General features: G+C 71.0%; 12 protein-coding genes and 1 pseudogene. 7 read left to right on the forward strand and 6 right to left on the reverse strand.

The features are described 5' to 3' along the window. Window positions 1-72: 72 nt before the first annotated feature. Both OG251_RS20615 and OG251_RS20620 read right to left on the reverse strand, forming a co-directional pair. A complete protein-coding gene (locus OG251_RS20615) occupies window positions 73-669 on the reverse strand; it encodes a LytR C-terminal domain-containing protein (protein ID WP_326681334.1) in 597 nt (198 codons plus the stop codon). A gap of 140 nt (window positions 670-809) precedes the next feature. Beyond that, the gene (locus tag OG251_RS20620) at window positions 810-1,106 is read right to left on the reverse strand and encodes a type II toxin-antitoxin system VapB family antitoxin (protein ID WP_073727519.1); all 297 of its coding nucleotides are present in this window, start codon (window positions 1,104-1,106) and stop codon (window positions 810-812) included. Window positions 1,107-1,209: 103 nt separating this feature from the next. Between OG251_RS20620 and OG251_RS20625 the strand changes: the two genes are divergently transcribed. Next, window positions 1,210-2,916: a helicase HerA-like domain-containing protein gene (locus OG251_RS20625; RefSeq protein WP_326678569.1), complete on the forward strand. Its 1,707-nt coding sequence runs from the start codon at window positions 1,210-1,212 to the stop codon at window positions 2,914-2,916. Window positions 2,917-3,157: 241 nt separating this feature from the next. Here the strand turns inward: OG251_RS20625 and OG251_RS20630 are convergent, their stop codons facing one another. From OG251_RS20630 to OG251_RS20640, 3 genes are all read right to left on the reverse strand, one after another. After that, window positions 3,158-4,675 carry a M28 family metallopeptidase gene (locus OG251_RS20630; RefSeq protein ID WP_326681335.1) on the reverse strand — a complete coding sequence of 506 codons (1,518 nt, stop codon included), beginning with the start codon at window positions 4,673-4,675 and terminating at the stop codon, window positions 3,158-3,160. Window positions 4,676-4,862: 187 nt separating this feature from the next. After that, a complete protein-coding gene (locus OG251_RS20635) occupies window positions 4,863-5,564 on the reverse strand; it encodes an HhH-GPD-type base excision DNA repair protein (RefSeq protein WP_326678570.1) in 702 nt (233 codons plus the stop codon). Continuing rightward, on the reverse strand, window positions 5,561-7,417 hold the full coding sequence (locus OG251_RS20640) for an ABC-F family ATP-binding cassette domain-containing protein (RefSeq protein WP_326678571.1): 1,857 nt from the start codon (window positions 7,415-7,417) through the stop codon (window positions 5,561-5,563). The genes OG251_RS20635 and OG251_RS20640 overlap by 4 nt, the downstream gene beginning before the upstream one ends. 313 nt (window positions 7,418-7,730) lie before the next feature. Here OG251_RS20640 and OG251_RS20645 point away from each other — a divergent pair, with 313 nt between their 5' ends. Together OG251_RS20645 and OG251_RS20650 are read left to right on the forward strand one after the other, a co-directional pair. Next, complete coding sequence (locus OG251_RS20645) at window positions 7,731-8,045, forward strand: hypothetical protein (RefSeq protein ID WP_326678572.1); 315 nt, start codon at window positions 7,731-7,733, stop codon at window positions 8,043-8,045. Window positions 8,046-8,265: 220 nt separating this feature from the next. Beyond that, complete coding sequence (locus OG251_RS20650; RefSeq protein WP_326678573.1) at window positions 8,266-9,171, forward strand: eCIS core domain-containing protein; 906 nt, start codon at window positions 8,266-8,268, stop codon at window positions 9,169-9,171. Between the two features lie 162 nt (window positions 9,172-9,333). Here the strand turns inward: OG251_RS20650 and OG251_RS20655 are convergent, their stop codons facing one another. Then, window positions 9,334-10,680, reverse strand: a complete 1,347-nt coding sequence (locus tag OG251_RS20655) for a COG1470 family protein (RefSeq protein ID WP_326678574.1) — start codon at window positions 10,678-10,680, stop codon at window positions 9,334-9,336. Window positions 10,681-10,890: 210 nt separating this feature from the next. Here OG251_RS20655 and OG251_RS20660 point away from each other — a divergent pair, with 210 nt between their 5' ends. From OG251_RS20660 to OG251_RS20675, 4 genes and pseudogenes are all read left to right on the forward strand, one after another. Then, window positions 10,891-11,517 carry a helix-turn-helix transcriptional regulator gene (locus tag OG251_RS20660; protein WP_073727509.1) on the forward strand — a complete coding sequence of 209 codons (627 nt, stop codon included), beginning with the start codon at window positions 10,891-10,893 and terminating at the stop codon, window positions 11,515-11,517. A gap of 133 nt (window positions 11,518-11,650) precedes the next feature. After that, window positions 11,651-13,693: an HYR domain-containing protein gene (locus OG251_RS20665; RefSeq protein WP_326678575.1), complete on the forward strand. Its 2,043-nt coding sequence runs from the start codon at window positions 11,651-11,653 to the stop codon at window positions 13,691-13,693. Window positions 13,694-13,822: 129 nt separating this feature from the next. Beyond that, window positions 13,823-14,479: pseudogene (locus OG251_RS20670) on the forward strand (DUF4255 domain-containing protein); the annotation flags it as partial. Window positions 14,480-14,751: 272 nt separating this feature from the next. Next, a complete protein-coding gene (locus tag OG251_RS20675) occupies window positions 14,752-16,890 on the forward strand; it encodes an ATP-binding protein (RefSeq protein WP_326678576.1) in 2,139 nt (712 codons plus the stop codon). Window positions 16,891-17,106: the final 216 nt, after the last annotated feature.

Below are 17,106 nucleotides of genomic sequence, written 5' to 3' on the forward strand. Positions count from 1 at the left end.
GCTGGGACGGGGCGAGGCGGGTGCGGTCACCGCCCCGCCGTCGCCGGTCTCTCAGGAGTCGCGGGTGCGGCTTCAGCAGGAGGACGGGGCCGGAGCCGGCTTCGACAGGGCGGTGAGCGCCGCCGCGGCCGCCTTCGGGGTGCTGAACGCCGTGAACTTCGTCCCCAGGATCAGATCGACGTCCCCCGTCTTTCGGGCGTCGGTCTTCAGCGCCGTGCCCGGCAGCTGCGTACCGAGTACCGGGAAGGTGCCGTTCGTCGCCGCCGGGGCGCCCAGCAGCATCCCGGCGCCGGGGACCTTCTTGTCGTACGCCGCCGGGGCGTTGCCCACCTTGCCGATGGTGAAGCCGCGCTTCTTCAGCTCGTCCGCGGCCGCCTTGGCGAGCCCGCTGCGGGGTGTCGCGTTGTAGACGTTGACCTTGATGCCGGCCGGTTTCGGCAGGACCTTCGCGGGCGCCGACGCCTTCGGGGTCGGGCAGTCGCGCTTGTGGTCGGCGGCGCTCGCCTTCTTGTCGCCGCCGGTGAAGACGTCGATGAGCTGCAGCGTGCCCCAGCCGGCCAGGCCGAGGGCGACCACGGCGGAGATTCCCGCGAGGACGAGCCTGCGGCGGTGACGGGGGCGGCGCATCCGTGGGTACGTGTCGCCCGTGATGCGGTACTTTCCGCCCATGCCGGGGGGAGTGAGCATGCTCATGGGCGCAGCGTAGTGCGACCTGGTGATGATGCGTACTAAATGATCAATGGATGGCACCCGCATGCGCACTAAAGCACCCGAAAGGCCGGAATCGGGTCGGGGGTGAGCGGGGTGGGTCAGCCCATTTCCAGGACGCGGGCGTGCAGCACCTGGCGCTGCTGGAGTGCCGCGCGGACCGCGCGGTGCAGCCCGTCCTCCAGATAGAGGTCGCCCTGCCACTTCACGACGTGCGCGAACAGGTCACCGTAGAACGTGGAGTCCTCGGCGAGGAGGGTTTCCAGGTCCAGTTGGCCCTTGGTGGTCACGAGCTGGTCCAGACGCACCGGACGCGGCGCGACATCCGCCCACTGTCGGGTGCTTTCCCGGCCGTGGTCGGGGTAAGGCTTCCCATTTCCGATGCGCTTGAAGATCACACGGAAAGCCTACCGGCCAAGGGGCTCCGGGCGCAGCCAGGGAACGCTACTGCGATGCTGGACGGAATGTCATATAGCGCGTGATGTCGGGACAGGGGTCGCCATGAGTGGGAGCGCGAACACGGCCGAGGGAGCGGACTCCGACGCGGGTACGGGCTCCGAAGCGCGCACGGCCGCCGACGCGGGTACGGGCCCCGGTCCCGGTGTGGATTCCCTGCCGCAGCCGGCGCGGGACATCGCCGCCGGGTACGCGGTTTCCGGCACCGCCCTCGATCTCGGAGCCCTCCTGTGGGACGGCGCCTGCCTGCCCGCGGCGCAGATCCGTATCCCGCTGGGCATGCTCAACCGGCACGGACTGGTCGCGGGTGCCACCGGCACCGGGAAGACCAAGACCCTCCAGCTGATCGCCGAACAGCTCTCCGCCAACGGGGTGCCGGTCTTCCTCGCCGACATCAAGGGCGATGTCTCCGGTATCTCGGCTCCCGGCCTGCCCGGCGACAAGGTGGACGAGCGGGCCGGGCAGGTGGGCCAGACCTGGCGGGGCACCGGCTTCCCGAGCGAGTTCTACGCGCTCGGCGGCATCGGGGCCGGCATTCCGCTGCGGGCGACCGTCACCAGTTTCGGGCCGGTCCTGCTCTCCAAGGTGCTCGGTCTCAACCGGACCCAGGAGCAGTCGCTCGGGCTGATCTTCCACTACGCGGACACCAAGGGCCTGGAGCTGGTCGACCTCAAGGATCTGCGGTCCGTCGCCGCGTTCCTCGTATCGGACACCGGGAAGGCCGAACTGAAGGGGATCGGCGGGCTCTCCACGGCCACCGCCGGGGTGATCCTGCGCTCGCTCACCGCCTTCGAGCAGCAGGGCGCGGGCGACTTCTTCGGGGAGCCGGAGTTCGACACGGCCGACTTCCTGCGCCAGGCACCGGACGGGCGGGGCCTGGTCTCCGTACTGGAACTGGCCGCCGTGCAGGACAAGCCGCAGCTCTTCTCGACCTTCCTGATGTGGCTGCTCGCCGATCTCTTCCACGATCTGCCCGAGGTCGGCGATCTCGACCGGCCCAAGCTCGTCTTCTTCTTCGACGAGGCGCATCTGCTCTTCGACGACGCGTCGAAGGCGTTCCTGGAGTCGATCACCCGGACCGTGCGGCTGATCCGCTCGAAGGGGATCGGGATCTTCTTCGTCACGCAGTCCCCGCAGGACGTTCCGGCACCGGTGCTGGGGCAGCTCGGCAGCCGGGTGCAGCATGCGCTGCGCGCGTTCACCCCCGATGACGCGAAGGCGCTGCGGGCGACGGTGAAGACCTTTCCGAACTCCCCGTACGACCTGGAGGAGCTGCTCACACAGCTGGGCACCGGCGAGGCCGTGATCACCGTGCTCAGCGAGAAGGGGGCGCCGACGCCGGTGGCCGCCACCCGGCTGCGGGCGCCGCAGTCGCTGATGGGGCCGGTGGCGGCGGAGGTGCTGGACGCCGCCGTGAAGGGATCGCCGCTGTACGGGCGTTACGCCGAGGCCGTGGACCGAGAGTCGGCCTACGAGAAGCTCGCGGCTCGGGAGGCGGGTGGGTCGGAGGAGGACCGGGCGGCTCAGGGGGCCCAGGGGGCTCAGAAGGCCCAGGAGGTGGCTGACCGGGCGGCGGTGGAGGAGGCCGTGAGGCCGACGCGTACGCCCGCCGAGCACGGCAAGGAGGATGCCTCGCTGGTCGACCAGGTGGTGGGCAGCGGGATGTTCAAGTCCCTGGCGCGGTCGGTGGGGACCCAGCTGGGGCGGGAGATCTCCCGGTCGCTGTTCGGTACGGCACGTCGCAGGCGCTAGAGGTACGGAGCGGTATGAAGCGGTTCGGGGCGGTCCGTAGGTACGGGGAGCGGTCCGGAGATACGGGGAGCTGTCCGGGGCCGGCCGCCGCCGTCGGCGAGGGTGGTGGCGTGGACAGGCGGCCGGCGCTGGTGCGCCGGCCGCCCGGGGGTGTACCCGCCTGGGGTGGCCCGCTCAGGGTGTGCGGGCCCGGGGTGTGCGGGTCGTTCCGGTGTCCGTGCCGCCTACCCGGTGACTCCGTCTACTCGGTGACTCCGTGTGCGTGGCCGTCGCGCAGGCCGCCGCCGCTGCCCGGCCCGCCCGTGGTGGGTGTGGAGGTGACCGGGCGGGTCAGGGAGCTGATGTCGTGGGCGTACGTGCCGACGGCGTTGGCGATCACGTCGATGTTCGTGTCGAACAGCGCCATGTCGATGTTGTCCAGGTCGTCGCAGGCCGCGTGGTAGCACGGGTCGAACGCGACTCCGGCCTCACCGCCGAACTTCTCCGCCTGGGCCGGTGTCTTGATCTCCTCGGCGCCCGTGTCCGTACCACCGGAGGGGATGCCGACCTCGATGAACGGCCCGTAGTCGGAGCGCCCGGTGAAGTCCGTGCCCTCGTGCGGGGTGTTCTTGCGGTCGAGGAAGTCGTTGATGTCGCGCTCCAGTTGGGCGGAGCCCTCCGGACCGGGGCCCTCGCCCACCTTGTCGGAGTCATCGCCGTCGAAGACGAACTGCGCGCCGTTCGGCGAGGCGATCATGTCGAAGTTGAGGTACAGCGCGACCTGCTTGCGCTGCGCCTCGGTCAGCCCCGCGACGTACGCCTCCGAGCCCAGGAGGCCGTTCTCCTCGGCCGACCACCAGGCGAACCGGACCTTGTTGGCGACCTTGTTCTTGGACTTCGCCAGTTCCAGGGCGACTTCGAGCAGACCGGCCGAGCCGGAGCCGTTGTCGTTGATACCGGGGCCCTCGGTGACCGAGTCCAGGTGGGCGCCGAGCATCACGGTCTTCGCCGCCTTGCCGCCGCGGGTCTCCGCGATGACGTTGCGGGTGGAGCGCTCCTCCTGGAGCTCCCGGATCTCGAAGGCGACCTTCACCTCGCCCTTCGCCAGATCGGCGACGAGCTTCTCGCCCTCGGCCTGGGTGAGGCCACCGGTGGGTATCTTGCCGGAAGGGGCGTCTCCGAGGGTGCCGGAGAGAACACCTTCGGTGTTGTTGTAGATGACCGCGCCGGCCGCGCCCGCCGTAGCGGCCGCCGCCTGCTTCTCGGCGAAGGAACAGCCGCCGCGCTTGATCAGCGCGATCTTCCCGGTGAACGTCTCCGAGGCGTAGTCGGCCGCCTCGCATCCCGTGGTGTCGTCGACGGGGACCCCGGCGAGCGGCGCCGTGAGGCCGCCCACCTTGGTGGACGGGGTGTAGGTCATCGCCTTGATGGAGACGTCGCGGGGCGTGGGCGAGACCACGGAGAGCTTCTCGGCGAGCGTCTCGGTGTAGGTGAAGTCGAAGTTCTCGTACGAGACCTTGTAGCCGGCCTTCTGGAGCTGGCGGTACACGTACGCGGCGGAGGCGTCGTGGCCCAGCGAACCGGCGGCGCGGTGGCCCTCCGCCGAGTCGGCTATCGCCTGGAACTGCTGGAGGTGCCGGTACGCGTCCTGCGCGGACGAGCGCTGCACCAGCTTCCGCGACAGCTTGGCGGCCTCCTTCGCGGCGTCGTGCGAGGACGGGTGGCCTTGGTGCGGGGACGCGGCCATGAGGAGCGGCGTGGCCAGGGCGGTGGCGGCCACAACAGCTATGGCTCTGCGACGTGTTGCGTGCACAGGGGTCCTTCCGGCGTGAACGGATGTGCTGGGAAAGCTAGCGAGTGAGGTGAGTTCTGTGAACCGCTGTGGCCGTTTGTGATCAGTTGTTATTCATCGAGTGACCGCTCAGGGGTGCCCTTGAAGAGCCTCTCGACGACTGACCGATCCGTGATCACTTCTTCGCCCCCTTCTTCACGCCCTGCTGCGCCCTCGCGGCAGCGGTTGCGGCCCCCGTCCCCGTCGCCGTGGTCGCGGTCTTTGCCGTCCTGGCAGCCTTGGCTGCCTTGGCCGCCGCTTTCGCCTCCTGTTTGTGCGCACGCACCTCGGCGAGGGAGTCCGGGCCGGTGATGTCGGCGACCGAGCGGTGCGAGCCCGCTTCGCCGTACGGACCGGCCGCCGCCCGCCAGCCCGTGGGCCGGACACCGAACTGCTTGCCGAGCAGTGCCAGGAAGATCTGCGCCTTCTGGGTGCCGAAGCCGGGCAGCGCGTTCAGCCGTTCCAGCAGCTCGTCGCCGGTCTTCGCGTCGGTCCACACCGCGGTCGCCTCACCGCCGTACTCCGCCACGAGGAACTGGCAGAGTTGCTGCACCCGCTTGGCCATGGAGCCGGGATAGCGGTGCAGGGCCGGTTTGGTGGTGAAGAGTTCGGTGAACGCCTCCGGGTCGTAGGCGGCGATCTCCCCGGCGTCCAGGTCGTCCCCGCCCATGCGTTCCGCCAGCGTGAACGGGCCCGTGAACGCCCATTCCATCGGTACCTGCTGGTCCAGCAGCATCCCGACGAGGGCGGCCAGCGGGCTGCGCCCGAGCAGCTCGTCCGCCTCGGGCTGCTGGGCGATCCGCACCGTGATGTCCTTGCCGCTGTCGCTTCGCGTCATCCTCCGATGATCCCGAGAGCGCCGGAGGACGGCGACTCCAGCTGCTGCTGATGGGCGAGACGGAGGCGGTTCACGTGGGCGAACGCCGCCCGCATCCGGCGGTCGTGGGTGACGACCACCAGTGTTCCGGTGTACTGGGCCAGCGCCGCTTCGATCTCCTCGGCCAGGGCCGGGGCCAGGTGGTTCGTCGGCTCGTCCAGGAGGAGCAGATCCACCGGGTTCGCGATCAGCGCGGCCAGTTCGAGCCGGCGCCGGCCGCCGATGGAGAGCGCGCCGACGGGGGTGGCCAGGTCATGCGCACGGAACAGGCCGAAGGCGAGCAGTTCGTCGGCCGCCTCCGCAGGGTCGTCGTACCCCCTGGTCGCGGCGAAGGTTTCGAGGACCGTACGGGCCGCTTCGGCGCCCTCCGGGCGTGCGGTGCTCTGGCGCAGAAGACCGACCCGGTCCGGGCGGCGGACCGTGCCGCGCTCGGGGACCAGCTCGCCCGCGAGGAGCTGGAGGAGGGTGGACTTGCCCGCTCCGTTGGGGCCGGTGACCAGGAGGCGGTCGCCGGGGGCGAGGTGCAGGGCATCGAGGGTGAGACGGCCGGGGACGTGGATGCCGGTGAGCTGGACGCCGGTGGGATGGGCGCCGGTGAGTTGGGCGGCGGTGAGCTGGGCGGCGGCGGCCTCGGGGGACCGGGCCGGGGATGTCGCTGGGGCCGGGGAAGGGGAAGGGCTCGGGTCCGCCGATGGGGCCGGGGACGGGGAAAGGTGCAGGTCCGGGGCTGTTCCGGTCGGTGCGTCGGTGGGGCCCTGGATGCGGCCGGTGAAGCGCAGAGGCTGCGGCGGTGGCGGCACCGGGTTCTCGGCGAGCCGGTGCAGGTGCTCGCGGGCGTTGCGGATGCGGCTCATCGCGCCGTGCGACCGCGACCGCGCCCGGAACGCCCCCGCGCCGCTGAACGAGGCGGGCGCCTTGCGCGGGATGGCGGAGAGCAGCCCGATGTTCGAGTCGGCGAGCGCGGAGTACCGGGCGTTCTCGGCCCGCCACTGTTCGTACCGCCGGTGCAGGCGCGCCCTGTCGGCGGCCTTCGCGGTGAGGAACCCCGCGTAGCCGTTGCCGTACCGCTGGACCGTGTGCCGGGCACCGTCGACTTCCAGGATGCTCGTCGTGACCCGGTCCAGGAAGGCGCGGTCGTGGGTCACGGCCACGACCGTTCCCGGGTGGGCCAGCAGGTGTTCCTCCAGCCACGCGACCGCCTCGTCGTCCAGGTCGTTGGTCGGCTCGTCGAGGAGCAGCAGTTCGGGGGCGCCGGCCAGCGTCGCGGCGAGCGCCAGCCTGGAACGCTGCCCTCCGGACAGGGTGCCGAGCGGACGGTCGCGGTCCGGGGCGGTGCGCCCGCCGAGCCGGGCCAGGACGATCTCCACCCGGCGCTCCGCGTCCCGGCCGCCCCGTACCTCGTACGCGGTGACCAGCTCGCCGTACGCCGCCAGCTCCTCGGGCGTCGCACGGCCCAGGGACGCCTCCGCGCGGGCGATGCGCCGTTCCAGGGCGCGCAGGTCGGCCAGGGCGAGGTCGATGGCGTCGCCGACGCGTGCGGTGTCCGGCAGGTCGATGGTCTGCGGAAGATGACCGATGCCGCCTGGGGCGGTGACATCGACGGTGCCGTTGTCGGGCTGCTCGACGCCCGCGAGGAGCCGGAGCAGCGTCGACTTCCCGGAGCCGTTGTCGCCGATGACCCCGACCCGTTCGCCGGGGCGGAGGGTGCAGGTGACGCGGTCGAGGACCTGGCGGTCGTCGTAGCGCTTGGTGATGTCGGTCAGGACGATCCGGGAGGTCGAGCGGGGCGCGGTGGTGGCTGGGGTCGGCTGCAAGGGCGATTCCTTCCGTCGGCGACAGGGGCGGTGAAGCGTGGGCGAGACCAGTACGACGGGTCGCGTGACTAGACGAGTCGTATCGTCTCGTTTGGTTCGAGTGGCAGAGTAGCGCGATCTCCCGGGCCTCGCAAGACGTATCGTCTCGCCTTCGTCGTCTCGCCTTCGCGTCGCTGTGGGTTGTCAGTGGTGGATGTCAGGATCGGATACGTGGGCATCGACAACTGGCAGTTGTTTCTGGACCGTTGGAGTGGGCAGTGGGTCGCGGCGCGCGTTCCGCTTCTCGTACGCGGAGGACGGCCGGCAGCGCTTCGTGAGTACGGCACACGGAGGCGCGGCCGAGTCCACCGGCACACCGCCCGAAGGGCTGGACCCTGCCCTCTTCGGCGCCGCCCTCTTCGGGCCCGGTCCCCACGGCCTCGCCGACGGGGCCGGTGCCCATCTCGACCAGGAAGCGGAGATACGGGCGCTCGACGCGACAGCCGAGGCGTTCGGGGTGACGCTGCCGCGGTTCGCCCTGCGCCACGGCCGGCTGCACGCGGTGCGGGGTGCCTCGTGGACCCGGCGGCCGGGGCCGGGAGAGAGCCGCGTGTCGGTGAGCGTGGCTCCGGCGCGCGGCACGCTCTGAGCGGCGGCGCGGTGCTGCCGCTTCGGCCCGGTGTGCGGGCGGGGACGCGGGGGACGTCCGTACCGTCCGGATGCCCGAAAAGGCAGCACCGGGTGCACCGGACGGGCCGGACACGGGCTGGACGGGGCAGGGAGCCTCCCGTAAAGGTGGAGAGCCGGGACCGGTGCGGGCCGCCGCAGGGCGTCGCGGCGGATGTCCGCGACCGGTGCGGTCAGGGGAGATGACGATGAACGCACACGACCACGAGCATCAGCACGAGCAGGACCCGGAGCGGGCCCACGACCACGACCTCCCGCGCGGGAGCGAGTACGGGCAGGACGAGCACGGGCGGCACGAGCACGCGGACGCGGTCGCGGCGCCGAGGACGGCGGACGTCCACGACGGCGGGACGGAGACGCACCACCTCTTCCGGGCCGCGGCTGCCGGGCGTACGGACGTGGTCGGGACGAGCGGCATGGGCATGCTCCAGCGGACCGTGGGCAACGGTGCGCTCAACCCGATGATCCAGCGCGCCAAGGCGGGCCCGTCCGGACCGGCGGAGGAAGAACCGCAAGCGGCGCAGCGCTCACCGGTGCACGACGTCGTGTCGTCCGGCGGCGGTTCGCCCCTGGACACCGATACCCGTACGGATCTGGAGAGCCGTATGGGCGCGGACTTCTCCGACGTACGTATCCACAACGACTCCGCCGCGCACGAGTCGGCGAAGGGCGTCGGAGCGCACGCGTACACCGTGGGCAACAACGTGGTCTTCCAGCGGGACGCGTACGACCCGTCGTCACCGCAGGGCCGTACGACGCTGGCCCATGAGTTGACGCATGTGATCCAGCAGCGCAGTGGGCCGGTCGAGGGCACGGAGGCGCCGGGCGGCATCCGGGTCAGTGATCCCTCGGACCGCTTCGAGCGGGAGGCTGTGGCGAACGCGGACCGGGTGCTCTCGGACCCGGCACCCGTGTCGGCCGCCGCCGCTACCGCTGTTCCCGCCGCGCCGGTCGCACCCGCCGCGCCCGCCGTACAGCGTGCGGCCACGGAGGACGAGGACGAACAACCGGCCGACGTGCAGGGCTCGTTCGTCCAGCGGGCCGAGGAGAAGGGCCCGGAGGAGGAAGAGGAAGCCCCACCGGCCTGAGCAGCCCCCTGCCCGGCTCTCCGCAGCCGCACGGACCGACGGCGCGACGGTGCGAAGCCGCCTGATCCGCCGGGCCTCCCTGACCCGCAGGGCCTCCCTGACCTGACCGGCTCGACGACCGGCCCGGCCCGGCAATCGGACCGACCCGGCCCGGTCGGGTGGTCAGCCTGCGGAGTCCGGGCGCATCGTGCCGCCGAGGAACAGCGACTCGGCGCACCGTGAGGGCGCCGGTGCGCCCACCGGCTTCCCGATCTTCCGGCAGTCGATGGTCATGGTGACCTTGCCGCCCGCGGGCACCAGGATCGGCGTCACGAAGTGGTAGTCGGAGTCCCGGAAGTTCTCCAGCCCGAGGCTCAGCACACGGTTGTCCTTTCCGGCGGAGACGGTCACCGTCCCCGCGTCTCCCTGCGGGTTCTGCACCACGATGTCGGTCAGCTGGAACGTGTGCCCGTCCGGCACCTGGAGCGCGGTCGAGGTGTTCGAGCCGCCGCCCACCGCGTCCCTGACCCGCACCTGGGCGCTGGTCGGGGCGGCTGATGTCGCGGGGTCCCCCGCAGCGCCGCCCGTGCTCGGGGCGGCGCTGGGCTTCGACGCGCCGCCGCCCGAGCCCGCACCTGCGGAGTCGCCGCCTCCGGAACCGCCTCCGGAGCCGGCTCCGGCCGTGTCGCCCTGGTTCGGCGCCTTGCTCTTGTCGGCCGCCGCGGCGGAACGTACCGCCTCGGGCGTGACCGCCTCCCGTGCCGCCGATTTCACGGCCGGGCGCAGCAGGGCGTACCAGAGGCCGACCAGCGCGATCAGCAGCACCGCCGCCGTGATCAGGGCGCGGGGAAGCCAGCGCGGAAGGATCGGTTCCTGCTGGTAGGAGCCATCCACGAGGACGGGTTCCACCGGTTCCTGGCCCTCCGCCACCTGCGGGGCGGCGAACACCTGGAAGGGGTGCGTGACCGGGGTGCCACGCCACATCCGCTTGGCCGGACGGATGCGCAGCTTCCCGAACTCCGCGTGCCCGGGGGCGACCTGGAGCTCGGACACGGCGAAGACGACGCGTGCCAGTTCGGAACCGGGCTGGGCGCCGAGCCGCACGGTGACCGGTGTGTTGCCGCGGTTGTCGACGGCGAACTGGTGCCGTCCGCCGCGGGAGCCGTGGGAGCTGCGCGGTACCAGTTCGGCGGTCGTCTCGGTGAACGGCAATACCGTCACCCGGCCTTCGGGCACCACGGTGCCGTCCGGCTCGCTGGTGGGCACCACCCGTATCCCGAACGGGGTCTCACCCGCGAGTACGGTCGAGTCGCGGGGCGGCCGCAGCATGAGCGATACGGTCCGGGAGTCACCCGGGTACAGGGACAGAACCGCCGGCTCCACCGTCGACCAGGCGGCACAGGCGCCGACCACCTCGAAGCGGTACTCCTCGACGGTCTGGCCGGAGTTGAGGACCCGCAGGGGGAGGGCCGTCTCCTCGCCCGGTGCGGCGGTGACGGACGACTCGTCGAGACTTGCCGTAAGACTCATACGGCGGACCGTAGGGTCGCCGACGTTGTCGGGCATCGGCCGTGAAGGAACACTTCCGGGCAGATGTAGTGCCCGTAACCACCTTTTAGTTTCCTCGTCAGTAAACATGGGAATCTTTTGACCGCCTCAAACTAATGAGGCAGACGTGTGCAGCTGTGAGGCTTGAGCATGCTGTGATGCTTCCGGCTGTTGCCCAGGGGGAGCATTGACATGGAGCGCACCACTGTCGCATTAAGGGCCCAAGATCCAATTTCGCAGGCGGGCGTGGCCAGCCAATTGAGGGCCCGTCCCGAGGTCAGCGTCATGGAATGGGGCGAGGCCGAGCCTTCGCCCCAGGTGGTGGTCGTGGTGGTGGACACGGTCGACGAGGACGTACTGAGGATGCTGCGCCACATACAGCGCACGAGTACCGCCCGCACCGTTCTGGTCACCACGGACATCGATGAGCAGAAACTGGTGAGCGCCGCGGAGTGCGGCGTCGCCGGTGTGGTCAGGCGCTCCGAGTCCACGCCCGAGCATCTGGTGCATGTCATCGGGACGGTGGCGCGCGGGGAGGGCCATCTCCCCTCCGATCTGCTCGGACGCCTCCTCGAAGAGGTCGGCAGGCTCCAGGGGCAGGTGCTGGGTCCGCGCGGTCTCCACTTCACGGGTCTGGCGGCGCGCGAAGTGGATGTCCTGCGGCTGGTCGCCGAGGGGTACGACACCGCGGACATCGCGACGAAACTGGCCTATTCCGAGCGCACGATCAAGAATGTGCTGCATTCCGTGATGACCCGCCTTCAGCTGCGAAATCGTTCCCATGCGGTGGCGTATGCGATGCGGCAGGGCCTTATTTGATCTTCGGGCGCCGTTGTATTGCCTCAAAGGGCAATTCGGCCTTCCCGGTGGTGTGGCTCGCTTTCCGGTGCGGACGCGCAGTTCTCGCGGGACCGTGCGAACCGATCGGGTCGGGTTTCGGGGGAGGAATTCCGTGCGGTGGTTGCAGCCAGGAAAAGGATCACGCGGGCCGGCCGGAGCGCGCCGTTCGGCGGCACTCGTTCTGCTCCTGCTCGCCACCGGTCTGGCTCCCGCCTCGGGTGTGACCGGCGTGGCCACGGCCATGCCGGTTCCCCCGGACCCGTGGGTCACCCCGGCGAGCGTGCACGAGGCGCTCGACCCGGGCGGCTCGACGGGCGTGGACAAGCGGGTGCGTACGCCCGCGATCCCGCCGAGGCCCGATGTGGTGCTGCTGGTGGACGGCACCGGGAGCATGGATGTCCCGATCGGTGATGTGCAGAAGGGCTTGAAGGACATCACGACGGCGGTCCGCGAACAGCAGGAGGATTCGCGGTTCGCCGTGGCTACCTATGGCGATGAGAAGGACGATCCGACGGCGGAGTTCGCCGTGCTCCAGGGGCTGACGACGAACCTGGACGATGTGCAGAAGAAGGGTGTCGACAAGTTGGACACCTCTCGCGGCTTCAGGAGCAAGGGCCCGTCCGAGGACTGGATCTACGCGCTGTGGAAGGTGGCCAACGGCGCGGACGGCGGGACGGTCTTCCGGGAGGGGGCCAGTCCGGTGGTCGTCCTGGTCGGCGACGCGTCGAGTCACAACCCCAGCAACAAGATCCCTTACGAAGAAGCGGTGTTCGCGCTCCAGGACAAGGGGGTGCGGGTCATCGCCGTCGATGTGACGACGGAGGACGGCGACGGGCTCAACGGCTGGGGGTACAGCAGTCCCACCTATCAGGACCCGTATCACGAGCCCGACCAGGCCAAACGGATCGCCGCGGCCACCAACGGCCGGATGCTCAGCGGGATACCGGGCGACGGGGTGACCGACGCGATCATCGAGGGTTTCAAGAACCTGCCCACCTCCGTCGGCTACCGCCTCGACACCTGCGACCCGCACCTCACCGTCGCGCTGGACCCGCCCATCCGCAGCCTGACCAGCGGGGAGACCGCCGACTTCGCGGAGACCATCGATGTCGCGGCCGACGCGCCGCAGGGCACCACCCTCACCTGCACCGTGCAGTTCCTGCTCGGGACGCAGGTGCCGGGGACGGACACGATCGGACCGGCCGCCGTGCCCGACCCGGACTTCCAGCAGCAGATCAGCATCGACGTGAACGACGTCAACGCTCCCGTCGTCACCGTGGACGACCGTACGGTCCGGGCGAAGGACGACGACGGGGTGCGCATCAGCTACACGGCCACGGCCACGGATGCCCAGGACGGCACACTGCCGGTCACCTGCACGCCCGCGTCCGGATCGCTCTTCCCGGTCGGGGCGACCACGGTCACCTGCTCGGCGACGGACGCGGCGGGCAACACCGCGACCGACACGGCGGAGTTCGAGGTGCTGGAAGCCCCGGTGCCCCCCTCGTCGGACATCGCGGTCAAGGCCGATGTCAGCCCGGACCGCACCTACGTCGGGCGCCCGGCCCGCGCCCGGTTCACGGTCACCAACGCCGGCCCGGACGCGGCAACCGGGGTCGTCATCGGCGCGACCTGGCCCAAGCCGTCCGAGGCTAAGGACCGCAGCCTGCCAGGGCTCAACCGGTGTACTGCTGCAAAGCCGTGCACCATCCCCGCCGGGGGACGGATCGAGGTGACGCAGTCGGGTACGTACCGGGCGGCGATCGCCGGCGACGTACGGGCCACCGTGCGCGGCAAATTGCCCGACCGCCGCACGTCGAACAACAAGGACACGGACCGGCTGCGCGTCCTGAAGCCCTCGCTCACCGTCACCCCGCAGGTCGCCAGGCCGGGGCAGCCCGTACTGGCCCGGGGCAAGGACTATCCGCCCGGCGAGACCGTACGTTTCACGTGGAACATCGGTATCACCGCCGACCGGTCCGGCGTACGGGTGGGCCGCGACGGGACCTTCGAGGTACAGATGCTGGTCCTGCGCAAGGACACCCTCGGCCCGCGCATGCTGCGAGCGGACGCCCGCGACCTCCCCCGTCTCCGGAAACCGGTCCTGGTGGTGCAACGCAACCTCCAGCCACCGGACTTCGCGGGCCGGTCATGAGGAGCCGAGAGGGAGAAGCCGGTACATGACGAGCCGAGCCCGATGAACCGAGAAGGATGAGCCGAGAAGGATGAGCCGAGCCTGATGAGCAGAGAAAGTTGAGCCGAGCAGGATGAGGGCGGTCACCGGATGATCCACGAGGTCGATGACGTACTACGGTCCCTGATCCGGGCAGAAGTGCTCGAAGGCGGTCAGATCGCGGTGGTCTTCGACGCGCCGACGAGGGAGTGGGCGGCGAAGGTCAACGCCCCCATGGTCAACCTCTACCTCTATGACATCCGCGAGGACATGAAGCGCCGCGAGCGGGGCCTGCACAACGAGTACGACGAGCACGGGACGGTCGTCGCGCGCCGCCGCCCGCCCCGCTACTTCAAGCTGTCGTACCTGATCACGGCGTGGACGAAACGCCCGGAGGACGAACACCGGCTGCTGTCCTCGCTGCTCGCGTGCCTGCTGCGCTACGAGGCGCTGCCCCCGGAGCGGCTGACGGGTTCACTGGCAGAGATCGGGGCCGCCGTACCGATGTCGATCGCGCTGCCGCCGCCCGAGGACCGCTCGTTCGCGGATGTGTGGAGTGCGCTGGGCGGGGAGCTGAAACCCTCGCTCGACCTGGTGATCAGCGTTCCGGTGACGGCATCGCCGACCTATGTGGCGGGCCCGCCGGTGGGGGACGAGGGGCTCCGGGCACGGTTCGGGGACGTACCGACACCTCCGGAACGGCCCCGTCAGCCGATGCCGGGGCGTGGGCCCGGTCTGCCGGTGTACGGGTCCCGTCCGGGCCGCCCCGGACGGGCGGCGGTCGACGGGTCCGACGGACGCGACGGCCCCGATGGGCGGGCCGGCTCCGACGGACGGTCCGATGCCGATGGACGCGACCGGCGCACGGCGTCCGGTACGGGCGAGCCCCGCCGGGGCCTCTCGCTCCGGATCACCGAGAGCCGGGGCGCGAAGGACAGCAGGGACGACCGGGGCAGCGGAGGCGAGAGGGACGACCGGGACGGCGGAGGCGAGAGGGACGGCCTAGGCGGACGTACGGAGGACAGCGAGGACAGCACCGCATGACGACCTCGGGCCACCCCACCGACGATCCGAACCTGCGCCATCTCCTCGCTCGGGCGGTGGCCGTGGAGCAGCGCATCCGCCGGGCGGTCGAGGCCCGGCAACGCGTCGACCCGGACCCGGACGACGCGTTCCGGGGGCTGTACCTCACGGACGAGAACATCGCGAGACTGCTGGACGAGGACGCGGTACGCGGCTTCCCCGAGCCGCTGCCGGAAGCCCCAGCGGGCCCGGAGTACCCGGAAGCCGCGGAAGCACCGGAGGCTTCGGAAACCCCGAAGACTTCGGAAACCCCCGCCGCTCCCGGCCCCGCCCCGGCATCCCGACTGACGTCCCTGCAAGCCGAGTTCGGGCTCACGCCGCTCGACGTCGAGATCCTGCTCATCGCCCTCGTACCGGATCTGGACGACCGGTTCGAGGCGTTCTACGGCTACCTCAACGACGACGTGACGCGCCGTCGCCCGTCCATCGGTCTGGCGCTGGGACTGTGCGGACTGTCTCCGGCCGATCAGGTGGCGCGCGGCCGGCTGTCGGCCCGTTCTCCGCTGCGGGAGGGCCGGCTGCTGCTGGTCGAGGACCTGGACCGCCCGTTCCTGAGCCGAGCTTTGCGTGTACCGGACCGGGTGACCGCCCACCTCCTTGGCGACGACACCCCGGACCCGCGTCTGGCGGACCTGCTGGCTCCCTGGCACGCGATACCGGGCGTCGGCGACCCGGCTCCGCTCGCCGGGGTCCTGGCCGACGGCGTCCCGCTGGCCTACCTCAGTGAGGACCAGGGCGGCGCGGGCACGGCGCTGGCCGCCTCGGCACTCACACGGGCGGGCCGCGGCGTCCTGGGCCTGGACCTGGCACGGCTGGCCGAGGACCCCGCACCGGCGGACGCGGTACGTTCCCTGGTCCGCGAGGCGCGGCTGACGGGCGCGGGCCTGGTCTGTGCCCCGCTGGACGCGGTCTCGCGCGAACACCCGCACCTGCTCAGGCTCCTCACGGCCACCCCCGTACCGACGGTCATGGTGGGCCGGGTGCCCTGGGACGCGTCCTGGTCCACCTCTCCACCGCTGCTCCTGCACGCCCCCAGGGTGGAGCCGTCGGCGCGCGGCGCGCTCTGGACGGACGCGTACAAACAGCTGGCCCCGTCCCCCCTTCCGCCCGCCATCGACCCGGACCATCTCCTCGCGCCGTTCCTCCTCACTCCGGAGCAGGTGACGGGAGCCGCCCGGAGCGCCGCCCAGACGGCCCGCCTGGCCGGTGGAACCCTCACCTCCGACCACGTACGCCAGGGAGCCCGCGCCCAGAACGCGGCGGGCCTCGACCGGCTGGCCCGCCGCATCGAACCCACGGTGACCTGGGACGACCTGGTTCTGCCCCCCGACTCCCACACCCAACTCCGCGAACTCACCGCCCGTGCCCGCCACCGCGACCGGGTCCTGGGGGAGTGGGGCATGCGTCCGGGAGGCGGCAGGGGCCGAGGTGTGTCGGCGCTCTTCGCGGGCGACTCCGGCACCGGCAAGACGATGTCGGCGGAGGTGATCGCCTCGGACCTGGGCCTGGACCTCTACACGGTCGACCTGGCCACGGTCATCGACAAGTACGTGGGCGAGACGGAGAAGAACCTGGAGCGCATCTTCACGGAGGCGGCAGGTGTGAACGGCGTCCTCCTCTTCGACGAGGCGGACGCGATCTTCGGTAAACGCTCGGACGTGAAGGACGCCCACGACCGCTACGCCAACGTGGAGAGCGCGTACCTCCTGCAACGCATGGAGTCCTTCGACGGCCTGGCCATCCTGGCTACGAACCTCCGGGCGAACCTGGACGACGCCTTCACCCGCCGCCTGGACCTGGTCATCGACTTCCCGGTCCCGGACCCCGACCAACGGCTGGTCCTCTGGGAACGCTGCCTGGGCCCGCTCCTGCCGAGGGGCACGGACCTGGACCTGGACTTCTGCGCGGAGAACTTCGAGCTGGCGGGCGGCAACATCCGCTCGATCGCGGTGACGGCGGCGTACCTGGCGGCGGACACGGGGGAGTCGGTGACCATGCCGACGCTGATCCACGCGATCCAGCGGGAGTACCAGAAGCTGGGACGGCTGACGCTGGCGTCGGAGTTCGGACCGTATCTGCGACTGGTGCAGGGCTGAGGGCGGGCGCGAGGCGGCTCGGCGTGCGTGGACATGCCGCTGCCGCTCTCGCTCCGGTACGTGGACGGACCGCGCGGGGAGAGCGGCAGGGAGCTGCCGGGCAGTCAGACGTGCGGCCCTGCGGGATCCAGTCGCCGGTGTTGTGGATCACCCGGTCGAGGTGCGCATAGTGGGTGCACTGGCCATGGGGCTGCCGGATGATGACCTCGATGGCAT

The sequence above is a fragment of the Streptomyces sp. NBC_01237 genome, assembly GCF_035917275.1.
Taxonomy (GTDB): domain Bacteria; phylum Actinomycetota; class Actinomycetes; order Streptomycetales; family Streptomycetaceae; genus Streptomyces.